This window comes from Mycobacterium sp. smrl_JER01, from assembly GCF_048513595.2.
Classification (GTDB): domain Bacteria; phylum Actinomycetota; class Actinomycetes; order Mycobacteriales; family Mycobacteriaceae; genus Mycobacterium.
In genome coordinates this window covers 1,615,587-1,639,881 of sequence record NZ_JBLXXK020000001.1, presented here as the reverse complement: position 1 = coordinate 1,639,881, position 24,295 = coordinate 1,615,587, and the positions used below count along the sequence as shown (strand labels likewise).

27 protein-coding genes are annotated in these 24,295 nt (G+C 68.0%); 17 read left to right on the top strand and 10 right to left on the bottom strand.

Features of this window, described 5'->3' with window-relative positions; all coding sequences use genetic code 11:
• Positions 1-202 precede the first annotated feature (202 nt).
• From manB to rfbD, 3 genes are read right to left on the bottom strand one after another with little or no spacing between them, the layout of a single operon-like run.
• The gene (manB, locus tag ACNUDN_RS07800; RefSeq protein ID WP_419121415.1) at positions 203-1,282 is read right to left on the bottom strand and encodes a mannose-1-phosphate guanylyltransferase; all 1,080 of its coding nucleotides are present in this window, start codon (positions 1,280-1,282) and stop codon (positions 203-205) included.
• A 28-nt stretch (positions 1,283-1,310) separates the two neighbouring features.
• Positions 1,311-2,186 carry a glycosyltransferase family 2 protein gene (locus ACNUDN_RS07795; RefSeq protein ID WP_419121414.1) on the bottom strand — a complete coding sequence of 292 codons (876 nt, stop codon included), beginning with the start codon at positions 2,184-2,186 and terminating at the stop codon, positions 1,311-1,313.
• Positions 2,187-2,220: 34 nt separating this feature from the next.
• Complete coding sequence (gene rfbD / locus ACNUDN_RS07790) at positions 2,221-3,087, bottom strand: dTDP-4-dehydrorhamnose reductase (protein WP_419121413.1); 867 nt, start codon at positions 3,085-3,087, stop codon at positions 2,221-2,223.
• A 66-nt stretch (positions 3,088-3,153) separates the two neighbouring features.
• Between rfbD and ACNUDN_RS07785 the strand changes: the two genes are divergently transcribed.
• The 5 genes from ACNUDN_RS07785 to ACNUDN_RS07765 all read left to right on the top strand — a co-directional run bounded on the left by ACNUDN_RS07785 (position 3,154) and on the right by ACNUDN_RS07765 (position 7,456).
• Positions 3,154-4,635 carry an LCP family protein gene (locus ACNUDN_RS07785; RefSeq protein ID WP_419121412.1) on the top strand — a complete coding sequence of 494 codons (1,482 nt, stop codon included), beginning with the start codon at positions 3,154-3,156 and terminating at the stop codon, positions 4,633-4,635.
• A 1-nt stretch (position 4,636) separates the two neighbouring features.
• Positions 4,637-5,347, top strand: a complete 711-nt coding sequence (locus ACNUDN_RS07780) for a TIGR03089 family protein (protein ID WP_419121411.1) — start codon at positions 4,637-4,639, stop codon at positions 5,345-5,347.
• 144 nt (positions 5,348-5,491) lie between these two features.
• Positions 5,492-5,821: a hypothetical protein gene (locus tag ACNUDN_RS07775; protein ID WP_419121410.1), complete on the top strand. Its 330-nt coding sequence runs from the start codon at positions 5,492-5,494 to the stop codon at positions 5,819-5,821.
• A 384-nt stretch (positions 5,822-6,205) separates the two neighbouring features.
• On the top strand, positions 6,206-6,562 hold the full coding sequence (locus ACNUDN_RS07770; protein ID WP_419121409.1) for a hypothetical protein: 357 nt from the start codon (positions 6,206-6,208) through the stop codon (positions 6,560-6,562).
• Positions 6,563-6,679: 117 nt separating this feature from the next.
• Complete coding sequence (locus tag ACNUDN_RS07765) at positions 6,680-7,456, top strand: biotin--[acetyl-CoA-carboxylase] ligase (RefSeq protein WP_419121408.1); 777 nt, start codon at positions 6,680-6,682, stop codon at positions 7,454-7,456.
• 154 nt (positions 7,457-7,610) lie between these two features.
• Here the strand turns inward: ACNUDN_RS07765 and ACNUDN_RS07760 are convergent, their stop codons facing one another.
• A complete protein-coding gene (locus tag ACNUDN_RS07760) occupies positions 7,611-8,780 on the bottom strand; it encodes an acyl-CoA dehydrogenase (protein WP_419125056.1) in 1,170 nt (389 codons plus the stop codon).
• A gap of 124 nt (positions 8,781-8,904) precedes the next feature.
• On the opposite strand from ACNUDN_RS07760, the gene ACNUDN_RS07755 reads away from it, so the two are divergent.
• From ACNUDN_RS07755 to ACNUDN_RS07745, 3 genes are all read left to right on the top strand, one after another.
• A complete protein-coding gene (locus ACNUDN_RS07755; protein WP_419121407.1) occupies positions 8,905-9,096 on the top strand; it encodes a hypothetical protein in 192 nt (63 codons plus the stop codon).
• Between the two features lie 553 nt (positions 9,097-9,649).
• Positions 9,650-10,750, top strand: a complete 1,101-nt coding sequence (locus ACNUDN_RS07750; protein ID WP_419121406.1) for a type III polyketide synthase — start codon at positions 9,650-9,652, stop codon at positions 10,748-10,750.
• A gap of 11 nt (positions 10,751-10,761) precedes the next feature.
• Positions 10,762-11,262 carry an isoprenylcysteine carboxyl methyltransferase family protein gene (locus ACNUDN_RS07745; RefSeq protein ID WP_419125055.1) on the top strand — a complete coding sequence of 167 codons (501 nt, stop codon included), beginning with the start codon at positions 10,762-10,764 and terminating at the stop codon, positions 11,260-11,262.
• Positions 11,263-11,629: 367 nt separating this feature from the next.
• Here the strand turns inward: ACNUDN_RS07745 and ACNUDN_RS07740 are convergent, their stop codons facing one another.
• Positions 11,630-12,469 (bottom strand): endonuclease domain-containing protein, encoded by an 840-nt coding sequence (locus ACNUDN_RS07740; protein ID WP_419121405.1) that lies wholly within the window; start codon positions 12,467-12,469, stop codon positions 11,630-11,632.
• Between the two features lie 442 nt (positions 12,470-12,911).
• Entirely contained in the window at positions 12,912-13,412 is a 501-nt protein-coding gene (gene purE, locus ACNUDN_RS07735; RefSeq protein WP_419121404.1) for a 5-(carboxyamino)imidazole ribonucleotide mutase, read from the bottom strand.
• Between the two features lie 152 nt (positions 13,413-13,564).
• Here purE and ACNUDN_RS07730 point away from each other — a divergent pair, with 152 nt between their 5' ends.
• The 6 genes from ACNUDN_RS07730 to ACNUDN_RS07705 are packed head-to-tail and all read left to right on the top strand — an operon-like array spanning position 13,565 to position 20,166.
• Positions 13,565-15,055: an aldehyde dehydrogenase gene (locus ACNUDN_RS07730; protein WP_419121403.1), complete on the top strand. Its 1,491-nt coding sequence runs from the start codon at positions 13,565-13,567 to the stop codon at positions 15,053-15,055.
• A 12-nt stretch (positions 15,056-15,067) separates the two neighbouring features.
• Positions 15,068-16,450: an MFS transporter gene (locus ACNUDN_RS07725; RefSeq protein ID WP_419121402.1), complete on the top strand. Its 1,383-nt coding sequence runs from the start codon at positions 15,068-15,070 to the stop codon at positions 16,448-16,450.
• Complete coding sequence (locus ACNUDN_RS07720) at positions 16,447-17,646, top strand: FAD binding domain-containing protein (RefSeq protein WP_419121401.1); 1,200 nt, start codon at positions 16,447-16,449, stop codon at positions 17,644-17,646. The genes ACNUDN_RS07725 and ACNUDN_RS07720 overlap by 4 nt, the downstream gene beginning before the upstream one ends.
• A gap of 23 nt (positions 17,647-17,669) precedes the next feature.
• On the top strand, positions 17,670-18,107 hold the full coding sequence (locus tag ACNUDN_RS07715) for a cupin domain-containing protein (RefSeq protein ID WP_419121400.1): 438 nt from the start codon (positions 17,670-17,672) through the stop codon (positions 18,105-18,107).
• The gene (locus tag ACNUDN_RS07710) at positions 18,104-19,075 is read left to right on the top strand and encodes an amidohydrolase family protein (RefSeq protein ID WP_419121399.1); all 972 of its coding nucleotides are present in this window, start codon (positions 18,104-18,106) and stop codon (positions 19,073-19,075) included. The genes ACNUDN_RS07715 and ACNUDN_RS07710 overlap by 4 nt, the downstream gene beginning before the upstream one ends.
• Positions 19,076-19,077: 2 nt before the next feature.
• Positions 19,078-20,166, top strand: a complete 1,089-nt coding sequence (locus ACNUDN_RS07705) for an NADH:flavin oxidoreductase/NADH oxidase (protein ID WP_419121398.1) — start codon at positions 19,078-19,080, stop codon at positions 20,164-20,166.
• Here the strand turns inward: ACNUDN_RS07705 and ACNUDN_RS07700 are convergent.
• Together ACNUDN_RS07700 and ACNUDN_RS07695 are read right to left on the bottom strand one after the other, a co-directional pair.
• Entirely contained in the window at positions 20,157-20,288 is a 132-nt protein-coding gene (locus ACNUDN_RS07700; RefSeq protein ID WP_419121397.1) for a pentapeptide repeat-containing protein, read from the bottom strand. The genes ACNUDN_RS07705 and ACNUDN_RS07700 overlap by 10 nt on opposite strands.
• Entirely contained in the window at positions 20,267-21,427 is a 1,161-nt protein-coding gene (locus ACNUDN_RS07695) for a 5-(carboxyamino)imidazole ribonucleotide synthase (protein WP_419125054.1), read from the bottom strand. Before ACNUDN_RS07695 ends, ACNUDN_RS07700 begins: the two co-directional genes overlap by 22 nt.
• Before the next feature lie 141 nt (positions 21,428-21,568).
• Here ACNUDN_RS07695 and ACNUDN_RS07690 point away from each other — a divergent pair, with 141 nt between their 5' ends.
• The 3 genes from ACNUDN_RS07690 to ACNUDN_RS07680 all read left to right on the top strand — a co-directional run bounded on the left by ACNUDN_RS07690 (position 21,569) and on the right by ACNUDN_RS07680 (position 23,059).
• Positions 21,569-22,255, top strand: coding sequence for a GtrA family protein (locus ACNUDN_RS07690; protein WP_419121396.1), 687 nt, complete (start codon positions 21,569-21,571; stop codon positions 22,253-22,255).
• Between the two features lie 61 nt (positions 22,256-22,316).
• Positions 22,317-22,697 (top strand): chromosome condensation protein CrcB, encoded by a 381-nt coding sequence (locus ACNUDN_RS07685; protein ID WP_419121395.1) that lies wholly within the window; start codon positions 22,317-22,319, stop codon positions 22,695-22,697.
• Entirely contained in the window at positions 22,694-23,059 is a 366-nt protein-coding gene (locus ACNUDN_RS07680; RefSeq protein WP_419121394.1) for a hypothetical protein, read from the top strand. The genes ACNUDN_RS07685 and ACNUDN_RS07680 overlap by 4 nt, the downstream gene beginning before the upstream one ends.
• Here ACNUDN_RS07680 and ACNUDN_RS07675 read toward each other — a convergent pair.
• On the bottom strand, positions 23,056-23,622 hold the full coding sequence (locus ACNUDN_RS07675) for a YdcF family protein (protein ID WP_419121393.1): 567 nt from the start codon (positions 23,620-23,622) through the stop codon (positions 23,056-23,058). The genes ACNUDN_RS07680 and ACNUDN_RS07675 overlap by 4 nt on opposite strands.
• Positions 23,623-23,683: 61 nt before the next feature.
• Complete coding sequence (locus tag ACNUDN_RS07670; RefSeq protein WP_419121392.1) at positions 23,684-24,202, bottom strand: PH domain-containing protein; 519 nt, start codon at positions 24,200-24,202, stop codon at positions 23,684-23,686.
• Positions 24,203-24,295: the final 93 nt, after the last annotated feature.

The following is a 24,295-nucleotide window of genomic DNA, read 5'->3' as shown; positions in this document are numbered from 1 at the left end:
GGGGTTATCCACAGACCCGCACTTCTGCACAGCCCCGCGAAAGTGCACAGCCCCGCGAAACGGGAACTCCCACCCGCGAAAGTGCACTCACGGTAGCCGCAACACCCCCGCAACTACCCGGCGTGCACCCTCGCGACTCCCGACACCCCCGCAACTCCCGACACCCTCGCGACTCCCGACACCCTCGCGACCCCCCGGGCAGCTAGATGTCGGTGGAGAACCGGATTCCGCCGTCGGGGATGGTGATTCCCGGCCAGACGCGAGCCCCGCGCAACAATTCGCAGCGCGCGCCGATGTCCGCGCCGTCACCGATCACGCCGTCGCGGATCAACGCGCGGGGTCCGATGTGCGCGCCGAAGCCGATGATGGAGCGCTCGATCACCGCTCCCGCACCGACTTTCACGCCGTCGAAGATCACTGCGCCATCCAACCGCGCCCCGCCGGCGACCTCTGCGCCGCGGCCCACCACGGTGCCGCCGATCAGCAGGGCACCCGGGGCCACCGACGCGCCGTCGTGCACGAGGCTCTCCCCGCGATGACCTTTGAGCGCAGGTGATGGCGCGATGCCGCGCACCAAATCCGCCGAGCCGCGCACGAAGTCCTCAGGTGTGCCCATATCGCGCCAGTACGAGGCGTCGACGTAGCCGCACACCCGCTTACCGTCGGCCAGCAGCTGCGGGAAGATCTCGCGTTCCACCGACAGCGCACGGCCTTTGGGCATCGCGTCGATCACGGCCCGCTTGAACACATAGCAGCCGGCGTTGATCTGATCGGTCGGCGGGTCCTGGGTCTTCTCCAGAAACGCTGTCACCACGCCGTCGGAATCGGTTGGCACACAACCGAATGCACGCGGGTCCCCGACACGCACCAGGTGCAGCGTCACGTCGGCGTCGCGTTCGGAGTGCGAGTCCAGCAGCGCCTTGAGATCGCAACCCGACAGTACGTCGCCGTTGAACACCACCGCGGTGTCGTTGCGCAACTTCGAGGCCACGTTGGCGATGCCGCCGCCGGTTCCCAGCGGCTCGTCCTCGACGACGTAGTCGATCTGCAGACCGAATTTGGATCCGTCGCCGAACTCCGACTCGAACACCCCGGCTTTGTACGACGTACCCATCACGACGTGTTCGATGCCGGCCTCGGCGATCCGGGACAGCAGGTGGGTCAGGAACGGCAGACCCGCGGTCGGCAGCATCGGTTTGGGCGCCGACAACGTCAACGGACGCAGGCGGGTACCCATACCGCCGACCAGCACGACCGCATCGACCTCAGCGGGATTGACCATCACCGTCGCCTTTCGCCCCGTACCCGATCTACACCCGACCGGACCTGCGGCGGGAATTGCGCACGACCACCCTCGCCCGTGCGCTCAAAGCCCCCCGGAAAGCCCAGCGTAGCGGCGCCTGCCACCACTTCGGGTACCGATCTGCCAGGAAAGTGTAGGTGCTGACATGGTGGGCGGCCAGGTTGCGGGCGGGGTCGCGTCCGGTGGCATGGCCCTTGGCGTGCAACACCTCCGCGGACGGCACGTACACGTTCTGCCAGCCGGCGCGGCCGAGCCGGTCGCCGAGGTCGACGTCCTCCATGTACATGAAGTAGCGCTCGTCGAATCCGCTGATCTCCGAGTAGGCCGAACTACGCAGCAGCAGACAGGAACCCGAGAGCCAGCCGACCGTACGCTCGCTGGGGTCGGCGCGGTCTTGGCGGTAGGCCGCCGTCCATGGGTTGGACGGCCACACCGGTCCGACGACGGCGTGCATGCCGCCCCGGATGATCGACGGCAGGTGTCGCGCCGACGGATACACCGTCCCGTCGGGGTCGCGGATGAGCGGACCCAGCGATCCGGCGTGCGGCCAGCGGCCCGCGGCGTCCAGGAGCAGGTCGATGCTGCGTGGCCCCCACTGCACGTCGGGATTGGCCACGATGAACATCTCCGAGCGCGACGTCAGCCCGTATTCGGCGACGGCGCGGTTGACGGCGGTGCCGTAACCGAGATTGGCGCCCGTCCGGTACAGCTTGGCGAACGGGTAGCGCTCGACGGCTTCTTCGGGTGCGCCGTCGGTGGAACCGTTGTCGGCGATGATGACGGTGACCGGGCGGTCGGTCGCGTGCGCCAAAGTGGCGAGGAACCGGTCGAGGTGCGAGCCCGGTGAATATGTCACCGTCACGACATACAGTTCGTCGCTCACGCGGGCATCACCAGTTCCACGGCGTAGAGAGTAGCTACCCGGCGGCTGTGGCGAGCGCCTCGGCCAGCGCTTCACGCCAGGGTCGCAGCGCGGTCAGCCCCGCTTCGGCGGATTTGACCGAGGACAGCGCCGAGTACGGGGGGCGCGGGGCGGGACGTGGATGCCGGTCGCTGCCGACGGGTCGCACCCGGGCCGGGTCGGCGCCGAGCTCGGCAAACACCGCCTGGGCCTGCTCGAATCGGCTGATCGCGCCGGCGTTGGCGGCGTGCAGGATCGGCCCGCGGACCGAGCCGGCGGCAACCTGCAGTAGGGCCTGGCACAAGTCGGCGACGTAGGTCGGCGAGCCGATCTGGTCGGCGACCACGTCGACGCTGTCGCCGCCGAGGGCTGCCCGCCGCATCACGGCCGCGAAGTCCGATCCGTCGCCGCCTTCGTAGATCCACGCGGTGCGCACCACGTACGCCTCAGGCAGAGCGTCGAGCACTGCCCGCTCACCGTCGAGCTTGGTGCGTCCGTAAACCGACAGCGGGCCGGTGGGGTCGTCGATGTCGTAGGGGTGCGGCGTCGCTCCGTCGAACGCGCCGCTGAAGACGTAGTCGGTGGAGATGTGAATCAGGGATGCGCCGGCCTGCGCGCAGGCGTGCGCGACGTTGCCGGCGCCGACGACGTTGACCGCGCGGGCACGGTCGGGTTCGGCTTCGGCGGCGTCGACCTTGGTGAAGGCGGCACAGTTGACGACGATGTCGCCGGCGCCGACGACCCGCGCGGCGGCGGCAGGGTCGGTGATGTCCCATTCGGCGGATGTGAGCGCCACCACGTCGTGACCGGCCTGGCGCGCCTGACCTGCCAACACGCGCCCGACCAGGCCCCCAGCTCCGGAAATTACGATTCGGCCCGTCACATCACGAGTTTGGCACGCCGGTTCTGGCTGCCCGGAATGCGGCCTGCTCGCCAGTAACCTGGGCGGATGCCTGCTGCTCACTTGGTCCGCGCCATATCTGTGGCCATGGCAGTCGTCGTCGTCATCGGAACGGGCGTCGCCTGGGGCAAGATCCGGTCGTTCGAGTCGGGGATCAACCACATCAGTCCGGTCGCTCTCGGTGAGGGTGGCGAGGACGGGGCGATCGACATCCTGCTGGTGGGCGCCGACAGCCGCACCGATGCGCACGGCAATCCGTTGAGCGACGAGGAGCGCGCCATGCTGCGCGCCGGCAACGAGGTGTCCACCAACACCGACACCATCATCCTGATCCGCATCCCGAACAACGGGAAGTCCGCGACGGCCATCTCGATCCCCCGGGACTCCTATGTGGAGTCGCCTGGTCTCGGCAAGATGAAGATCAACGGTGTCTACGGTTCGGTGCACCTGGAGAAGATGAAAGAGCTCGTCGAACAACAGGGCGTGGATCCCGATGCGGCCGAGCCCGAGGCACAGGCCGCCGGTCGTGAGCAGCTGATCAAGACGGTCGCCAATCTGACCGGTGTGACCGTCGACCATTACGCCGAGATCGGGCTGTTGGGTTTCGCGTTGATCACCGACGCCCTCGGCGGTGTCAATGTGTGCCTGAACAACCCTGTCTACGAACAGCTCTCGGGCGCCGATTTCCCCGCGGGCTGGCAGCGTCTCAACGGCGCGCAAGCGTTGGCCTTCGTGCGGCAGCGCCACGACCTGCCGCGCGGCGATTTGGATCGGGTCACCCGCCAGCAGGCATTCATGGCGTCGCTGGCGCACGAGGTGATCTCGAGTAAGACGTTGTCGAGCCCGACCACATTGAGCAATCTGGAGAACGCGGTACAGCGCTCGGTGGTGCTCTCCGATGGTTGGAACATCATGGATTTCGCCGAGCAGCTGACCAAGCTGTCCGGCGGCAACGTCGCGTTCGCGACCATCCCGATCCTGGAGGAGGCGGGCTGGAGTGACGACGGTATGCAGAGCGTGGTGCGGGTGGATCCGTCGGCAGTCAAGGACTGGGTCACGGGGCTGCTGCACGACCAGGACGAGGGCAAGACCGAGGAATTGACCTACAGCAACGACAAGACCACCGTCGAGGTCGTCAACGACACCGACATCAACGGATTGGCCGCTGCGGTGGCATATGTGTTGACCGGCAAGGGTTTCACGCAGGGCCACGTCGGTAACAACGAGGGCGCCAAGGTGACGAACAGCCAGGTGCAGGCCGCCGAGACCGAGGATCTGGGAGCGCAGGCGGTCGCCCAGGAACTGGGTGGTCTGCCGGTGGTGGCGAACGCCGAGGTGCCGCCCGGGGCGGTGCGGGTGGTGCTGTCGGCCGATTACACCGGACCCGGTTCGGGTCTGGACGGCACCGATGTGACGTTGATGGGCGCTGACCCTTCCACGTCGGGGATGCTTTCGGGTGCGGGCGAGGCGGTGCCGGCACCGTCGCCGATCATCACCGCCGGCTCCAACGACCCCCAGTGCGTCAACTGATATGACCAATCTCAGCTCGGCGATCCTGGACCCGTTGATGGCCGCCAACCCGGCCGGGCCGCGGATCACCTATTACGACGACGCCACCGGGGAGCGCATCGAGCTTTCGACGGCGACGCTGGCCAACTGGGCGGCCAAGACCGGCAACCTGCTGCGTGACGAACTCGGCGCCACCCCGGGCAGCCGGGTTGCGGTGCTGCTGCCCGCACATTGGCAGACCGCGGCGGTGCTGTTCGGGATCTGGTGGATCGGCGCGGAGGCGGTCTTCGGCGGTGATGCCGACATCGCATTGTGTACGGCCGACCGGATCGACGACGCCGACGCCAGTGTCGGCGTCGGTGAGGTCGCGGTGCTGTCGCTGGACCCGTTCGGCAAGCCGGTGCCCGACCTGCCGGTCGGGCTGACCGATTATGCGACCGCGGTGCGCGTGCACGGCGACCAGATCGTGCCGGAGCGGTCACCGGGGCCGGCATTGGACGGCCGGTCGGCCGACGAGGTGCTCGCGGCGGCGCGGGCGTCGGCGTCGGCGCAGGAACTGACCGGGAGCGATCGGGTGATGTCGTCCGCGGCGTGGGAAAGCGGCGACGATGTGGTGCAACAGCTGCTCGCGTTGTACGTGGTCGGCGCGTCGCTGGTGCTTGTGGCAAACCCTGATCCGGGGCTGCTGGAGCGCAGGCGCGAGACCGAGAAATTGACGCGCGCGTCTCTGTGACCATATCGTTTCTGAAGCCTCACGCTGTTCACAGATTGGTCGCGCATACTTGCATTTGCCGGACTCGGACGGTTTTGGCGAAGTCTTGGCGAAGTCGGGCTCCTTCCGCTGGACGTGGAGCCCTTAGCGCGGGGAGGACCGCCGATGCTGTCGATTACCGCTGCGATCGTGGTCGTCGCTCTGTTGGGCGCTTGGCATCTCCGTAACCGGCGGCATGCGGGCTGGCAGGCCAGTGCGGACGGCCGCTTCTTCATCCTGTGTGGTTATCCCTTGGTCGCGGTCGCCGCGTACTTGCTGACCATCGCGCCGGGGACCACCACCTGGGAGTGGGCAATGGGCAATGCGTGGGCGCTGGCCGCCGTGCTGTCGTTCGTGGCGGGATTCAACGCGCTCAACGCGGTGACCGCCGAGCACGCGAGGTCGGCGGCGCGGATGGAGACCATCGAGCCCGCGACGGGCAGCGTTCGGTTCTGACCCCGTGGCATGACTCTTCTCTTCGGACCGGAGCGGGCCGGACCAGGCCGGACCGTGCCAGGCGGGTCCGGACCGGCCAGGCCGGACCTGCCAGGCCCGTCGAGAATCGATGCGTCCAGCGTCGCCTCACCCGTCACATCTGCCACAGAACTGACAACTTGACGCTGACCTACCGCCTCAGCGAACAATTAGCCCGGGCAAACAAATGACGGGTTTTGTAACCGATCGTTGACGCAACCGCCACTCTGACCTTATCGTTTGTTCCAGCCAGGATGTTTTCGACCATCATGCAGCCCACGGCCACGTGGCGGACGTCTTCGGAACTGGCAAACTGAGACCCTTGCAGTGTGAAACACCAAGGGGTTGTCGGGGCAGGGGGCGTCAATGGAGTCGACCATCACAGCGATCGTGCTGGTGACAGTGCTCTCGGCGTGGCATCTGCGGAATCGCCGGCATCCTGGCTGGTTGGCCAGCGACGCCGGCCGTTTCTCGGTGTTATGTGGATATCCGCTGGTCAGCATCGCCGCGTACTGGTTGGTGACGGCTCCCGCGGCAACCGCCTGGGAGTGGGCGTTCGGCAATGCGTGGGCCCTCGCCGCGATGGTGGCATTCGTGTGGGGCTTCGATGCGCTCAACCGGGCAACGGCCGTCCACGCGGAACGATCCCAGGCTTTCGAGACCGTGACCCTTGCAAACGCGGCAACGTCGGATCCCGACCTGCCACCCCAATCCGCGCGATAGCCCGACCGCCAGGTGCCGCTCGACCGGCCCGTCTGACGCGAGATTCCCCGACCGGATTCGACCACCTCCCGAATTCGAGCAGGCCGCCAAACGAAGCCAACCGCTACGCTCGACGCTGTGCGTCCGCCACTGAACATTGACGAGCTCCGCGCCGCCATCTCGGGAACCGAGTGGCGGCAGATCGATGTCGTCGAGGAGACCGGCTCGACGAACGCAGACCTGATCGCGCGTGCGGCCGCCGGGGAAGACGTCGCCGGGGTGGTGCTGCTGGCCGAGCATCAGACGGCCGGGCGCGGTCGGCACGGTCGGAGCTGGTCGGCACCGCCGCGTACGCAGATCTCGATGTCGGTCGGGGTGGACACCACCGGTGTGCCGGCGGAACGGTGGGGTTGGCTACCGCTGCTGACCGGCCTGTCCGTGGCGCACGTCGTCCGGGAAGACTACGGCGTCGACGCGGGCGTCAAGTGGCCCAACGACATTCTGGTCGGCACCCGGAAGCTGGCCGGAATTCTGGCCGAGGTGTCCGCGCCGGTGATCGTCGTCGGCCTCGGCCTGAACGTCAGCCTCACCGACGATGACTTACCCGACCCGAACGCGGTATCGCTGGGAATGCTCGGCCATGACGCCGATCGAAGCGTGCTGACCGCGGCGGTGCTGCAGGAACTCAGCACGCAGGTGCGCCGCTGGCGGGCCGGCGATGACGGGGTCGCCGCCGACTACCGCAACCTCAGCACCACCGTCGGCACCCAGGTGCGTGCCACGCTGCCCGGTGGTGCCGAGATCGTCGGCATGGCAACGGGGATCGATGATGCCGGACGACTGCAGATCAACGAGGCCGGGACGACGATGACGGTGTCGGCAGGCGATATCACCCATCTGCGCGCCGCAGAATAGCCACCGCGGGACCCCGGCGCCCACGGCCAACGCCGAACCACCCACGGCGCGCCGAAAGTGCACTGACGGTAGCGCCCCGGTGCGCGGGACTACCGAGGATGCACCCTCGCGGGGCCACAGCGCCAAGCTCGCGAGCCAACGCCCCGAAGAGGCCCTACTTCAGCAGGGCGCGGCTCATCACCACACGCTGAATCTGGTTCGTGCCCTCATAGATCTGGGTGATCTTGGCGTCGCGCATCATCCGCTCGACCGGGAAGTCGACGGTGTAGCCCGCACCGCCGAACAGCTGCACGGCATCGGTGGTCACCTCCATCGCGACATCCGACGCCAGACACTTCGACGCCGCCGAGATGAACCCGAGGTTGCCCTCACCGCGCTCCGCTCGCGCGGCAGCCGAGTACACCATCAGCCGGGCGGACTCGACCTTCATCGCCATGTCGGCGAGCATGAACTGCACAGCCTGGAAGTCGCTGATCGACTTGCCGAACTGTTTGCGGTCCTTCACATAGTCCAGCGCCGCATCGAGGGCGCCCTGCGCGATACCGACAGCCTGGGCGCCGATGGTGGGACGGGTGTGGTCCAGCGTCGCGAGCGCGGTCTTGAAGCCGGTGCCGGGATCGCCGATGATGCGATCGCCTGGAATCCGGCAGTTCTCGAAGTACAGCTCGGTGGTCGGTGAGCCCTTGATCCCGAGCTTGCGTTCTTTGGGCCCGATGGTGAAGCCCTCGTCGTCGACGTGCACCATGAACGCCGAGATGCCATTGGCGCCCTTGTCGGGGTCGGTCACCGCCATCACGGTGTACCAGGAGGACTTGCCGCCGTTGGTGATCCAGCACTTGGTGCCGTTGAGGATCCAGTCGTCGCCGTCGGCCTTGGCGCGGGTGCGCATCGCGGCTGCGTCGCTGCCCGCCTCGCGTTCGGACAGCGCGTAGGACGCCATCGCCTCACCGGAGGCAATCGACGGCAGCACCTTGCTCTTGAGTTCGTCGGAGCCGCGCAGGATCAAGCCCATGGTGCCGAGCTTGTTGACCGCCGGGATCAGCGACGCCGACGCGTCGACCCGGGCGACCTCCTCGATGACGATGCACGCCGCGACCGAATCCGCGCCTTGACCGTCGTATTCCTCCGGCACGTGTATCGCGTTGAAGCCGGAGGCCACCAGTGCGTCGAGCGCTTCTTGTGGGAAGCGCGAGTTCTCGTCGACGTCAGCGGCGTGCGGAGCGATCTCCTTCTCCGCCAGCGCGCGGATCGCCGACCGCAGCTCCTCGTGTTCCTCGGGCAACTGGAACAGATCGAACGACGGATTTCCGCCCCAACTAGCCATCTTCATCTCCTTGCTACTCATCAGTAACTTTAGCCTGCCCGCGACGCGGGGCGAAGCCGGCTCTCAGGAAAAGCTCAGTCCGCGAGTTGGTTCGCTCTCAGCGTCCGTGGGTACCGTCAGAGACATGCAGGTGTACATCGAGGGCCCCGCCTTCCGCCGTACCGCGCATTGTGAGTGTGGGTGGAACGCTACTCCGCGCTGGCTGCGCGCCTCCGCGGTTGTCGACGCAGGCATGCACGCGGCGCAGACCGGGCACGTTCAGGCCGCCGCGGCGGTGCAGTCCGCCGAGCCGATTGTGGTGCTGCGGGCGTCGTAGTTCTGTGCCGGTGACATCGTTTTCTCCGGCGACATCGTCTTTTCCGGTGACTTCGTTCTCTCCGGCGACATCGTTTTCTCCGGCAGACGGCGCCACGTGACCGATGTCACGTTGGACCGGTGGCCGCTGTATCCCGGCCGGCGTAATGCGACCCGTCAATATTTGCCCAGGCAATTTTCGTAGAACGGCTGCGACTCGATACTGCGAGAACCCCTCGTACGCGACTGCCCGGGCCTTCCCCGTATGGCAGGTGTGGTCGAGCCCTGAGCCGCAGTCCGAGTGACGCTCCCGTTGTGCGCTCCGTCTTCAGTGCGCGCCGATCTGCGGAGCAATGCCGGGTGAGTCACGATGCCCGAAGGATCGACTCCGAGCAATTGTTCAGGAATCTCCGCATTTCTGCGAATCCGTCGGTAATTACCTGTATTAATTCACAGAAATACCCTCTGATCTGGGCTTATACCACCGCATTATGCACACCCCGGCCCAATGTGGACAATTTCACGAACGACTGCGAATTGAACTAGCGGCGCCACTCTGTTCCGTTTTGATTCGCATGACTGATACCTCATTTCTCGCCCCACCCCTACGTGGACGACTGCCATTTCCCGACGCTGCGCATATCGCCGGCACGGCAGTCGCGTTCACCGAGCACCGCTACGCCCAGGAGGAAGTGGCCGCCGCACTCACCGATTTCACCGATCCGGCGTTCACCCGCTTCTCCCGGTCCAGCGGCGTCGAGCACCGCAACCTCGCGCTGCCAGTGCACCGCTACCCCGAGCTCACCGGGTTCACCGAAGCGAATACCGCCTACCTGGAAGTGGCGGCCGATCTCGGAGCCCAGGCCGTCGAGGCTGCCCTGGCAGACGCCCACCTCGATCCCACCGAGGTGGATGCCATCGTGACGGTCTCGAGCACCGGGGTTGCGGTACCCACTCTGGACGCGCGGATCTTCACCAGGGTGGGCTTGCGGCCCGACGTCAAACGTCTCCCGCTTTTCGGCCTGGGCTGCGTCGCAGGCGCCGCCGGTCTGGCACGAGTGCACGACTATCTGCGCGGCTTCCCCGACCAGGTCGCGGTGCTGTTGTCGGTCGAGCTGTGCTCGTTGACGCTGCAACGCGACGACACCTCGATACCCGCGCTGATCGGCCTGTGCCTGTTCGGCGACGGCGCGGCAGCGGTGGTTTCCGTTGGTGCACAACGTAGTCCAGCTACGCCGCAACCAGGTCCGCGAGTCGTCGCGACCCGCAGCCGACTGTTCCCCGACACCGTCGACGTGATGGGTTGGAACGTCGGCTCGACCGGATTTCAACTGGTCATGTCGCGGGAGGTCCCGGCCATGGCGCAGAACCATCTCGCTGACGAGGTGAACGCATTCCTCGGTGAACATAGTCTGACCATCGACGACATCGCGACGTGGGTGTGTCACCCGGGCGGACCGAAGGTGCTCGAGGCGATCGACGGCGCGGTGCGCCCGCCGGTGGACGCCCTGCGGCACAGCTGGGATTCGATGCGTGAGCACGGCAACATCTCGTCGGCGTCGGTGCTCGACGTCCTCAGGCGGACGGTGCAGGAGCCACCGCCTTCTGGATCGTTCGGCGTGATGCTGGCGATGGGTCCGGGGTTCAGTTTCGAGCTGCTGCTGCTGAGCTGGTAGGAGCGACGATGATCTACTACCTGTTCATCCTGCTCATCGGCGCCGAGCGCTTGGTGGAGTTGGCCGTCTCACGCCGCAACGCGCAGTGGTCATTTGCCCACGGCGGCCGGGAGTTCGGCCAGGGCCACTACCCGGTGATGGTGAGCATGCATGCGCTGCTTCTGGTTTCATGTGTCGCCGAGGTGGCCACCCAGCACCGCCCGTTTCTCCCGTGGTTGGGATGGCCGATGGTGGCGCTGGTGGTCGCAAGCACGGCCATGCGGTGGTGGTGCGTCGCGACGCTGGGCCGGCACTGGAATCCGCGGCTCATCGTGATACCGGGGGCACCCCTGGTTCGTCGCGGGCCGTACCGTCTCATCCACCATCCGAACTACACGGCGGTGGCGGTCGAAGTGGCCGCTCTGCCGCTGGTGCACTCCGCATGGTGGACGGCCGTCGTGTTCACCCTTGCCAACGCCGCGGTGCTGCGCGTCAGGATCCAGGAAGAGAACCGGGCGCTCGGCTATGCCTGACCGCCGCGTCATTGTCGTCTCGCGGCGTCAGCACTCGCGCCGGAGCATGCTTGGCGGCTGGGCGTGTGGGTCTCGGTCGCACCTAACCCTTCCCGCAACCGACGATGGGCATTGAGGTCGACGGCATTAGGTCACGGGCACTGGATCAGGGGCACTGGTCAGGGCGTTGGGTCAGGGCGTTGGGTCAGGGCCACTGGTCAGGGCGTTGGGTCAGGGGCACTGGTCAGGGCATCGAGACTGATGGGCCGTGGGGTCGACGGGCATTGAGACTGCAGTAGCGGCGAGGTCTACTCGCACTTCTTCGCCCTTACCGCAGTCTCAACGCCCGAAGCCACCCTCACCGCAGTCTCAACGCCCGAAGCCGCCCTCACCGCAGTCTCAACGCCCGGGCTGCCGCCACCCGCGCAACGATGTCCTTCGGGTTTGTCCGGGCGACGACCCTGACGACGATCCACCCAGCCGACTGGATGTACTCCAACCTCACGATGTCGTTGCGATAAGCGGTCTGGTCATTGCGATGGTGCTCGCCGTCGTATTCGACTGCGACCTTGAGGTCTTCCCAACCCATGTCGAGGAAGTACCTCGGATAGCCGGCCGAACTGAGCACCGGAATCTGTGTGGTGGGCCGGGGGAAGCCTTCCTCCATCAGAAACAGTCGCAGTTTGGTCTCCTGCGGTGACTGGGCGCCGGCGTCGACGAGGGCCAGCACCTCGTCCAGACGCCGGAGCCCGCGATTGCGTGGGTGACGCTGCGCCAGTTCGAGGACATCGTCGGCTTTGAAGTGCGTCGCATACGCCAGCGCGTCGAGTCTGGCGACGGCTTCGCCGACAACTCCCCGTCGGGCGAGATCGAAGGCTGTTCGCACTGGTGTGGTGACAACCATGCCGCGAACGCGCATGACCTCGTCGTCGAGCAATGTGTCCCAGCGGGTGACCACCCCTGCCGGCGCGCGATGGTTGGGCCAATTCAATTCGATTGGAGCGTCGGCCTTTACCCATTTGGCACCAAGCAGAGCCGACGCCGCCAGACCGGCGATCACGCCTTGTCGGCGTGACCACAGCCATGCCGCCGTGGTCCGATCGGCCAAGCTCGGCTCCCCGTATCGAGGCCCGTAGACGTCGGGAAGGAGCTTACGGTGATGAGCGCGTAACGCATGGCGGGTGAGCTCACCGCGGCGCACCGCCTCGCTGCCGATGAACACTCCCATCACCGCAGACTGTCAAAAGTCGGACCGGCGCCGCCCGGGTTATCCACAGGCCGCGAGGCGCTGAGGCCCTCCAGACTGCACCAGCGGCGGACGGGCCCGTCGAGACTGCACCCACGGCGGGCCTTACTCGAGCTTCTTCGCCCTCGCCGCAGTCTCAACGGCAGAGCCCTGCCATTACCGGAATGCTGGTTGCAGGATTGTCCACAGGCTCACTTCGATGTTGGCCGAGGCCCGTCGAGACTGCATCAGCGGGGCGGACGGGCATCGAGACTGCATCAGCGGGGCGGACGGGCATCGAGACTGCATCAGCGGGGCGGACGGGCGTCGAGACTGCACCCACGGCGGGCCCCACTCGAACTTCTCCACCCTCACCGCAGTCTCAACGGCCGACCGGCAGACCGGCAGGCCCCAGGCCCCAGGCCCCAGGCCCCAGGCCCCAGGGCTACTCCCCCAGCAGCTTCTGCCTCAGCGCCTCGTCCTTGTGCAACACCATCTGCTCCAGCGACCCTTGGAATGCCGCCATGCGTTCCCGCAGCTTAGGATCCGCAGCCCCGAGGATACGCACCGCCAGCAGCCCGGCGTTGCGCGCGCCGCCGATCGACACCGTGGCCACCGGCACCCCGGCCGGCATCTGCACAATCGACAGCAGCGAGTCGAGACCGTCGAGCCGGGCGAGCGGCACCGGCACCCCGATCACCGGCAGCGGTGTCGCCGACGCCACCATGCCGGGAAGGTGTGCCGCGCCACCGGCACCGGCGATGATCACCTCGAGTCCCCTACCCGCGGCCTCGGCGGCATAAGACAACATGCGGCCCGGTGTGCGGTGTGCGGAGATCACGCCGACTTCGAACGGCACGTCGAATTCGGCCAGGGCCTCAGCGGCCTCCGACATCACCGGCCAGTCGCTGTCGCTGCCCATGATCAAGCCCACCCGAGGCGTCATGTCGTGTCATCCCATCCGTCGGCGTACGGCAGCACTTTACTCACGAGCCGGCGCCACCCCGCACCGAGCATGTCCCCACGCACACAGAATTACTCAGCACTGTGTTGCCAAGAACATTGATGTCGGACGCACCGATGGCGACACTCACACACATGACGTTAGTAACCTCGGTCACACCATCGCCGGCCCGCGGCGCCGGCGGCCAGACACGCGACATCCTGGATCCGGCCACCGCCGCCGTGATCGCCACCGTCGCCGAGCACACCGCCGCCGACGTCGACGCCGCCGTCTCCCGCGCCCGCGCCGCCTTCGATTCCGGCCCGTGGCCGCAGCTGGTCCGCAGCCAGCGCGCCAAGCTCCTGCTGAAGGTCGCCGACGCGATCGAGGACAACTCCGAGCGCCTGTTCCGCCTGGAGACCCGCAACAACGGCCGGCCGATCACCGAGACCCGCGCTCAGCTCTCCCGGGTGCCGGAGTGGTTCCGCTACAACGCGGGACTGCTTGCCGCTCAACGCAATGCGGTACTGCCCGGAGACGGCCCGTATCTGACCTATCAGCGCCGACGGCCGCTGGGCGTGTGCGGCATCATCACCCCGTTCAACCATCCGATGCTGATCCTGGCCCGCAGCCTGTCCGCGGCGCTGGCCAACGGCAACACCGTCGTGGTCAAGCCCTCGGAGCTGACCCCACTGACGACGCTCGAGCTGGCCGACATCCTCGCCGACACCGGGGTGCCTGACGGCGTGGTCAATGTGGTGACCGGTGGCCGCGAGGCCGGGGTGGCACTCACCGAACATCCCGACGTCGCGAAGATCACCCTGACCGGCGGCACCGAGGCCGGACGTTCGGCGTCGGTGGCGACGGCCGCGCGGTTCGCCCGGATGACCGCCGAGCTCGGCGGTAAGACCCCGGTAGTGGTGTTCGACGACGTGGATCCGACGGTGGCCGCCGAGGGGGCGGCGTTCTCGGCGTTCATCGCCGCGGGCCAGTCCTGCGTCGCGGGTTCGCGGTTCCTGGTGCAGCGCGGCATCTACGACGAGTTCGTCGACGCGCTGGCCGCACGCGCCGACGCGATCCGGGTCGGGGATCCGGCATCGCCGGAAACCCAGATGGGCCCGGTGATCAGCGCGCGTCAACGCGACAAGATCACCGCACTGATCCGCACCGGCGTGGACGAGGGCGCGCGGCTGGTCGCCGGCGGTGCCGCCCGCGACCTGCCGACCGAGCTACAGGACGGTTTCTTCGTCCCGCCAACCGTTTTCGCGGACGCGACGATGGCCATGACGGTGGCGCGGGAGGAGATCTTCGGCCCGGTGGCCGTGGTCGTTCCGTTCGACGACGAGGCCGATGCGGTCGCGATGGCCAACGACAACCTCTACGGCCTCGGCGCCGGCGTGTGGACCACCGACGTCGCCCGGGCGCACCGGGTCGCCGACGACATCATCGCCGGCATGGTCTGGATCAACGACCATCACCGGCTGGAACCGTCGCTGCCCTGGGGCGGGGTCAAGGAGTCCGGGATCGGAAAGGACGCCGGCACCGAGTCTTTCGATGACTTCTCGTGGGTCAAGACGGTCGTGGTGCGCACGGCGGCCACCCCCGTCGACTGGTACGGCGCCGCCACCGACACCCGGCTGAACTGAAGGAGAACTCCAGTGACGACCAAGACTGACTCCGGCGCGGACCGACGCACCGGTTGGCGCGGGGAGATCACCCGCGTGCAGTGGCTGGTGCTGGCTGGCACCACTTTGGGCTGGGGCTTGGACGGCTTCGCGGCCAGCCTCTACGTGCTGGTCCTCGGACCGACGATGTCCGAGCTGCTGCCCCACAGTGGAATCGAACCGGTCGCCGGCAGCATCGGCCTCTACGGCGGCATCACCGTCATGTTGTTCCTGCTCGGCTGGGCGGTCGGCGGCATCATGTTCGGCGTACTGGCCGACTACTTCGGCCGCACCCGGGTGCTGTCGCTGGGCATCCTGACCTACGCGGTGTTCACCGCGTTGGCGGCGTTCTCGGACACCTGGTGGCAGCTCGGCATTCTGCGGTTCATCGCCGGCGTCGGCTCGGGCGTCGAGGCTCCGGTGGGGGCGGCGCTGATCGCCGAAACCTGGCGCAACCGCTACCGGGCCCGCGCCGGCGGCATCATGATGAGCGGCTATGCGGGCGGATTCTTCGCCGCCGCAGCGGTATACGCCGTGCTGGGTCATTACGGCTGGCGCCCGATGCTCGCACTCGGCGCGGTGCCGGCGCTGCTGGTGTGGTTCATCCGGCGCTACGTGCCCGAGCCCGAGGAGTTCGACGCCCACAATCGCGCCCGCAGGGAGCGCAAGCGCCTGGGTCGCACCGTCGCCCACGACCAGTTCGTGTTGCGCCGCCTGTTCACCGCGCCGCTGTTGAAGCCGACGCTGGTGTGCACCGCGCTGGCGACGGGCTCGCTGATCGCCTTCTGGAGCGTGTCGACGTGGTACCCGCAGATCATCCGGCAGTTCACCACCGCCGACGGGCTGACCAAGGAGATGGCCGATCACCGGGTGGCGATCGCGTCGATGCTGTTCAACGCCGGGGGCATCGTCGGCTACGCGATGTGGGGCTTCCTGGCCGACGCGTTCGGCCGCCGGCGCACCTTCGCGCTGTGCTTCGCCGTCTCGGCATCGGCGATCGTGCTGACGTTCGGATTCGACCGCAGCTACACCGAATTCCTGTTCGCGATGCCGATTCTCGGGTTCGGATTGTTCGGCGCGCTGTCGGGCACCTTCATCTACGGGCCCGAACTGTTCCCGGTCAGCGTGCGGGCCACGGCGCTGGCGCTGTGCAACAGCGCGGGCCGGTGCGTCACCGCATTCGGACCGCTGGTCACGGGCATCATCGCCACCTCGTGGTTCGGCGGGAACCTGGGTCTGGCCACCGCCTCGGTCGCCGCGCTGGGCCTGATCGCACTGGTCGGGCTGGCCTTCGCCCCCGAAACCCGCGGCCTGCCACTGCCGGCCGAGCCCCACGCCGACGAACATCCCATCGAGTCAGAGAAGAGCGGAAAATGACCGCAACGCAACCCTATTCAGGCGCCACTGCCGCAGTGGTCGGCGGTTCGATCGGCGGGCTCACCGCAGCGCTGCTGCTGCGTGATCTCGGTTTCGACGTCGACGTCTACGAGCGCACCCCGTCGGCACTGGACGGGCGCGGCAGCGGCATCGTGCTGCAACCCGACACGGTGCGCTGGTTCACCGAGCGCAGCTCGCAGTCGCTGCACGACCTGAGCACGTCCACCCGGTTCGTGCAGTACCTGAACCGTGACGGTCAGGTGGAGTTCCGGGAGGAGCGCCGCTACGACTACACGTCGTGGGGCACGTTCTACCGGGCACTGCTGGCCGACCTGGGCGACGGGTCCTACCACCTCGGCGAGTTCGCGTGCGGCTTCGACCAGACCTCGGATCACGCGACGGTCCGGTTCGTGTCCGGCAGAACGGTGTCGGCGGATCTGGTGGTGTTCGCCGACGGGATCACCTCGGCGGCGCGGCAGCGTTTCGACCCGGCAGCCCGGCTGCGGTACTCGGGGTATGTGGGGTGGCGGGGCACGTTCCCGGTGCGCGATCTCGATCCGCAGACCCGTGCCGCCCTTGACGACGCCATCACCTACAACGTCGTCCCGAACTCGCACATCACCATGTATCCGATTCCCGGTGAGGACGGCACCGCCGCCGAAAACCGCTTGATGAACTACGTCTGGTACCGCAACGTCCCCGAGGGGCCGGAGCTCAGCGAGCTGCTGACCGACAAGCGCGGTTTCACCTCCCCGGTGTCGCTGCATCCCGGTCAGGTCCAGGACCGTTACGTCGATGAGCTCAAAGATGCTGCCAGGCAGCAGCTCTCACCGTCGGTGGCCGATGTGGTGCTCGCCACCGAGCAGCCGTATCTTCAGGTGGTCGCCGATGTCCGGTCGTCACGGATGGCGCAGGGCCGGGTCGCGTTGATCGGCGACGCCGCGTGCGGGGCGCGTCCGCACGCCGCCGCCGGTACCGCCAAGGCCGCCGCGGACGCGTGGGCGATGGCGGCGGCGCTGTCCGACGCTCCCGGCGACATCGCCGGCGCGCTGGCCAAGTGGGAGCCCGCGCAACTTCAGCTCAGTGACGCGCTGCTGCGACGGGTGGTCGCGATGGGTGAGCGCTCACAGTTCAGCAACACATGGACTCCCGGTGACCCCGATCTGCGTTTCGGGTTGTACGGGCCCGGCATCTGACCCTCTAGAGACAGGCACATACGATGACAGAACACAGCTTCCTGGCCGATCTGCCGCTGGCCGGCACGACGGTGGCGGAGAATTTCGAGGGCTGGCCGGACTGGCTCAAGGCCGAATTCGATGCGCACGCGTTCGACGGGCACGTGGGGTCGCGGCTGCTCAGTGCGAACGACCGGGTCCGGGTGTGGGAGATCCGGTTGGCGCCGGGCGAGCGCTGGCACGCGCACCGCCATGTGCTGGACTATTTCTGGACCGCGGTCAACGCCGGCACCAGCCGCCAGCACACCTTCGACGGCACCACCCGGGATGTGTCCTATCAGGCCGGTGAGACCCGGCATTTTCATTTCGGGCCGGGCGAGTATCTGCTACACGATATCGAGAACGTCGGCGACACTGAGTTGGTGTTCACCACCGTCGAGCATCTCGACAGCACCAACAGCCCACTGCCGGTGACGCGATGAGCGGGTTGATCGACGTTCACGCCCACTGGCTGCCGGCGGAGCTGTTCGCGCTGCCGGCCGGTGCGGCGTTCGGGGCGATGTATGACCGCGACGGTGAGCTCTATCTCGATCAGATCCCGCTCTCGATACCCACCTCGGCGATGAGCGATGTGTCCGCGATCCGGAAGGACATGGAGGCCAAGGAGATCGGTCTTCGGGTGCTGTCCGCGCCGCCGTTCGCGTTCCCGCTGGGGGCCGATGTGCAGGACGTGGCGTATGCCGAGTCGTTCAACGCGGCGCTGACCCGGGTGGTCGACGACGCCGACGGTGCGCTGGCGGGGCTGGGCCTGGTCGCGCTCGGTGACCCGGCGATCGTCACCACACAGTTGGAGGCGTTGACGTCGACACCGCTGATCTCGGGGGTGGCGATCCCTCCCCTGGTCGGCGGCACGTCGTTGGATGCCGGCATCCTGCGGCATGTGCTCGCCGAGGCGACCCGGCTGGATCTGGCGGTGCTGGTGCATCCGATGCAGCTTCCACGCGCCGAGTGGCAGAGCTACTACCTGGCCAATCTGATCGGCAATCCGGTGGAGACCGCCACGGCGGTGGCGAGCCTGCTTCTGGGCGGGGTGAAGGCCGAGTTGCCCGGTCTGCGAATCTGTTTCGTGCACGGTGGGGGGTGCGCGCCGTGGCTGCTGGGCCGCTGGACCCATGCGTGGAAGGCGCGCCCGGACGTGCGGCGGTCGTCACAGATCCCGCCGGAGACGGGGTTCGGCGAGTTGTTCTTCGACACGGTGACCCACGACGCGCGGCAGCTGGGCCTGCTGCAGGAGGTGGCCGGTGCGAACCGGATCGCCTGTGGCAGTGACTATCCGTTCGACATGGCCGAGCCGGATCCGGGTCGCTTCGCCGTCGCTCACGGTCCCGGGCGCGACGCGCTGGTGCGCGCCGCCGAGGAGTTCCTCGGACGTGGGTCGGGGCGGGAGTGACCATGGCGCACGTGTTCGATCCGTTGACGGTGCGGGAGGTGACGTTCGCGCACCGGGTCTGGATGTCGCCGATGATGCAGTTCGCCGCGGTCCCCGACGGTCCCGGGACCGGGACGCCCACCGATTGGCATGTGGCGCATCTGGGTGCGCGGGCCGCTGGTGGCGCGGCGCTGGTGATGGTCGAGGCGACCGCGGTGGCCCCACAGGGACGCAGCAGCGGGTACGACCTGGGCCTGTGGAATGACACACAGGCCGACGCGCTGCGCCGGCTCACCACCTTCATCCGGTCGCTGGGCGCGGTGCCCGGCATCCAGCTGGTGCACGCGGGTCGCAAGGGCTCCACCGGCCGGCCCTGGCCGGACCCCGACCGTGAGCAGAGTTCCTGGCCCACAGTGGGGCCCAGCGCGATACCGTTCGGTCGGCTGCCCGCACCGGGTGAGCTGACCGGCGAGCAGATCGCGGCGCTGGTGGAGGCCTTCGGTGCGGCTGCGGCCCGCGCCGCGTACGCCGGCTTCGAGGTGCTCGAGCTGCACGGTGCGCACGGCTACCTGATCCACGAGTTCCTCTCCCCGCAGGCCAATGCGCGCACCGACGGCTACGGCGGTTCACTGACCAACCGGATGCGGTTCGCCACCGAGGTGGTCGCCGAGGTGCGGCGCCGCTGGCCCGAGCATCTGCCGCTGTTCTTCCGCGCCTCGGCCACCGACTGGCTCGCCGGTGACACCGAGGACCCGCGGCCGGGCTGGACGGTCGCCGACACCGTCGAGTTGGCGGCGGCGGTCGGCGAACTCGGGGTCGATCTGATCGACGTGTCCAGCGGCGGCATGGTGCCCGACGCGCCGATCGCGGTCGGGCCGGGCTATCAGGTACCGTTCGCGCACGCGGTCCGCGCGAAGACGGAAATGCCAACCGCCGCAGTCGGATTGATCACCGATGCCGAGCAGGCCGCGGGCATTGTGGCCGGTGGGCAGGCCGACGCGGTCTTTCTGGCCCGCGAGCTGCTGCGCAATCCGGTGTGGCCGCGGCAGGCGGCGGCCGCGCTGGGGCGGACGCTGCCATATCCGCCGCAGTACACCCGCGCCTACACCTGAGCGCGACGCAACACCGCGCGACGCAACACCGCGCGACGCAACACCGCGCGACGCAACACCGCGCGACGCAACACCGCGCCTACACCTGGGCGCGACCGCGTCAGCCGCCGTGCGGATCCCATCCGTCGGTCCACTCGGCGTGGGCCAGCCAGTGCGCGGCGCGTTCGGCGCGTTCGCGCAACGACTCCGGCGACTCGAAACCCCCGACGATGTTGACGTGTCCGATCTTTCGGCCGGGACGTTCGTCCTTGCCGTAGAGGTGCACCTTGGCGTCGGGCATCCGCGCGAACAGGTGGTGCACCCGCTCGTCCATCGACATCGCGGGCGTCTCGGCAGCTCCCAGCACATTGCCCATCGCGGTGGGGGCCAGCGCGGCGGTGTCACCGAGCGGGTAGTCCAGCACCGCGCGTAGATGCTGCTCGAACTGCGAGGTGCGGGCACCGTCCATGGTCCAGTGCCCGGAGTTGTGCGGCCGCATCGCGAGCTCATTGACCACCAGGGCGCCGGACACGGTTTCGAACAGCTCCACCGCCAGCACGCCGACCACGCCGAGCGCCGACGCCACCGACAGCGCCAGTTCCGAAGCGGCCGAACCCATCTCGTCGGACAGTCCGGGCGCCGGTGCCAGCACGGTGACGCAGATGCCGTCGCGCTGAACGGTTTCCACCACCGGCCAGGCCGCACCCTGCCCGAACGGTGAGCGGGCGACCAGCGCGGCCAGCTCGCGGCGCATCTGTACCCGTTCCTCGATCATCACCGGCACCCCGTCGTCGAGGTATTGGGCGACCACCGCGCGCACCTCGTCCGCCGATGCCGGCATCACCACGCCACGGCCGTCGTAGCCGCCGCGCACCGTCTTGATCACCACCGGCCCGACCTCGGCGGCGAAGGACACCGCGTCGTCGACCGACGACACCTCCGAGAAGCGCGGTACCGGCGCGCCGAGTTCGGACAGCCGCCGGCGCATCACCAGCTTGTCCTGTGCGTGCACCAGCGCGGCGGGCGGCGGCAGCACGTTGATCCCGTCGGCCACCAGCTTCTCCAGCAGCTCGGTGGGCACGTGTTCGTGGTCGAAGGTGACCGCGGTGGCGCCCTGCGCGACGCGCCGCAACGCGTCGAGGTCGGTGTGTGAGCCCAGCACCACGTCGGGGGTGACCTGGGCGGCCGATTCGTCGTCGCGGACCGCCAGCACGCGCAGCGTCTGGCCGAGCGCGATCGCGGCCTGGGCCGTCATGCGGGCGAGCTGGCCGCCGCCGATCATTGCCACGACGGGACGGGGACCATGGGCGCGGGCGGGGTTCGGCGGCACGCATACATGGTGACATGACCGGCGCCACAGGGTTGACCTGCGGTTACACAGCGATGCGGCATCTGGGCAGCCGGTTACGTAAACTGGCTCCTTGTGTCCTTTGCCGATGCGACGATCCGCCGCCTGCCGCGGCCGATCCGTCCCTACGCCGAACGGCACCACGAGCTGATCAAGTTTGCCATCGTCGGTGCGACCACGTTCGTCATCGACTCTGCGATTTTTTTCACCCTCAAGCTGACCATCCTGGAGCCCAAGCCGGTGACGGCGAAGATCATCGCCGGCATCGTCGCGGTGATCGCGTCCTACATCCTGAATAGGGAGTGGAGCTTCCGCGACCGCGGCGGCCGTGAGCGCCATCACGAGGCACTGTTGTTCTTCGGTGTCAGTGGGGTGGGCGTGCTGTTGAGCATGGCCCCGCTGTGGGTGTCGAGTTACGTGCTGATGCTGCGCGTGCCGATGGTGTCGCTGATGACGGAGAACATCGCCGATTTCATCTCGGCCTACATCATCGGCAACCTGCTGCAGATGGCGTTCCGGTTCTGGGCGTTCCGCCGCTTCGTGTTCCCCGATGAGTTCGCCCGCAATCCGGATAAGGCGCTGGAGTCCACGCTGACCGGCGGCGGTATCGCCGAGGCGCTCGAGGACGAGTACGAGCTGCGCCATCCCCCGGCCGCGACGACCGGTGACGCGGCGAATGTCACCCCGATGCGGCTGTCGCGTCGCCGGCGGGCGTCCCGGCAGGCAGAGTCGGTCGAACCGAGGGTGTCGAAGACCTCTTAGGCGGTGCCGTCGGAGGTGTCCGGCGCTGCCGAATCGACGGTCCAGACATAACCTGAAAGACGTGCCGGGCCGACACCGCCGCTCACAGCCGCAGGTGTGGGCCCTCGCACTGGGCGGGGCCGGCGGGGCGCTGATCCGGTTCGCGCTGTCGGAGGCCTGGCCGCGGCCGCATCAGCTGCTGGTCTGCACCCTCGTGACGGTGGGGCTGGCGTTCCTGGTCGCCACCGTGGTGCTGGCGTCCGGGCGGACGTCGGCGCTGCGTGCCGTGGTGTTGGGCGGGTGTGCGAGCGCGGCCAGTCTGAGCGTGTATGCGGTGCTCACGGTGAGTCAGCCGCCGCTGTTGTCGATCGCGTTCCTGACGTTGACGCCGCTCGCCGCGATCGCGGGCTTGCTGGCGGGGCTGGGCTGGGCCCGGAAGGTCGCGCGGGTGGGGGCCCGATGACCTGGCTTCTGGTCGCACTGGGCGGTGCGACGGGTACCGCGCTGGGCGCGCTGTTGGCTCGCAGGCCGCGCTGGCAGCTGGCGGGCACGGCCGTGGTGTGCGCGCTGTTGGGGGCATTCGCCGTGCAGTCCCATTCGGCGTCGCTGACCGCGCTGGTCGGGGTCGGGGTGCTCGGTTCGGCGGCGAGCATGGTGGCGGTGAGCACGGCGGGGCCGGTGTGGCTGGGCGGCGATGCGATCCTGCCGACCGCGATGCGGGTGGCCCGGCGGTTGCTGGTGTTCTGCGCGGTCGGGGTGACGTTCGCGCTGGCCGGGTATCTGGCGCTGCGGGCGGGCATCACGTTGGAGCGCAAGTTGCGTTAGTCGCAGCCGAGCGCTTCGGCTTTCACCCATCCCCCGTACTGGTAGAGGTAGGTGTACTGCCACTGGGCCACCGAGAACCGGTAGTCGCGGGGCACGTCGCGCATGATCACGCTGCGGGTCGGCGAGGTGAAGCACTGGTCGAAGATCCGGCGGGCGCGGGGCAGGTGGTAGCGCCAGCTGACGACGATGACGGTCTGCCATCCGTGCAGGTCGGCCAGCTCGCGGGTCATCATGGCCTCGCCGCGGGTGGTGGACGGCTCGGGTTTGCGGCAGATCACGTCGATGGCGGCGCGCGGCCGGCAGGCGTTCGCCATCACCCGGTCCTTGGCGTGGTACGGGTTGGACAGCAGCACGGTGCCCGCGTAGCCCTGTTCGGCCAGTTCCAGTCCGTATTGCTCGCGGCCGTCGTGTTCACCGCCGAGGACGACGATGGCGTCGGCGCGGGTGAGCGGATCGGCTCGGGCGTGGGCGAACAGCACGGTTCCGCTGGCCCCGTTGAGGAACAGCACCAGCACCAGCACCGCCACCGAGGTGGGAACCAGGAAGCGGCGGCGACGGGTCACGGGCGTCGCCGGTCGTCGGACACCTCCGCCACGCTAGGGCAGCGCCGGCGGGCGCGCAGATTCAGCTCGGCGATTCCTCGGAGCCCAAGGTGTCGAACACCTCGTGGTAGAGCAGCGAGTGCACTCGCTCGACGCGCGGGATGTCCTTGAATTCGAGCGGGTCCTGGGAGGCGGATTCGATGATCAGGGTTCCGGTGCGCAACATCCGGTCGACGATGCCGTGCCGAAACTCCACGCTGTTGATGCGCGCCAGCGGGATGTCGATGCCGGCGCGGGTGAGCAGGCCGTGCCGGTACATGACGCGGCGGTCGGTGATGACGAAGTGGGTGGTCCACCAGTTCAGGAAGGGCCACACCGACAGCCAGCCGATGAGGATGAGCCAGATCGCCGCGATGACGGCGAACACGATGTTCTTGGCGTTCTGGTCCCAGTTGAGGGTGTTGACGTAGCCGGCCACGAACGCGGCCGCTGCGGACGCGATGATCAGGACCACGGCTGGGATGGTCAGCCGCCCCCAGTGCGGGTGGCGGTGCAGGACGACGTGTTCGTCCTTGGCCAGCACATTTTCCGGGTAACCCACGGCAGCACTGTACTGGGGATTCACCCGATCGCACCCGAGTTGGGGTGGCTTTGCCCGCCCGGCGCGTACATTCTCCTGCGTGGACTGCAGGTG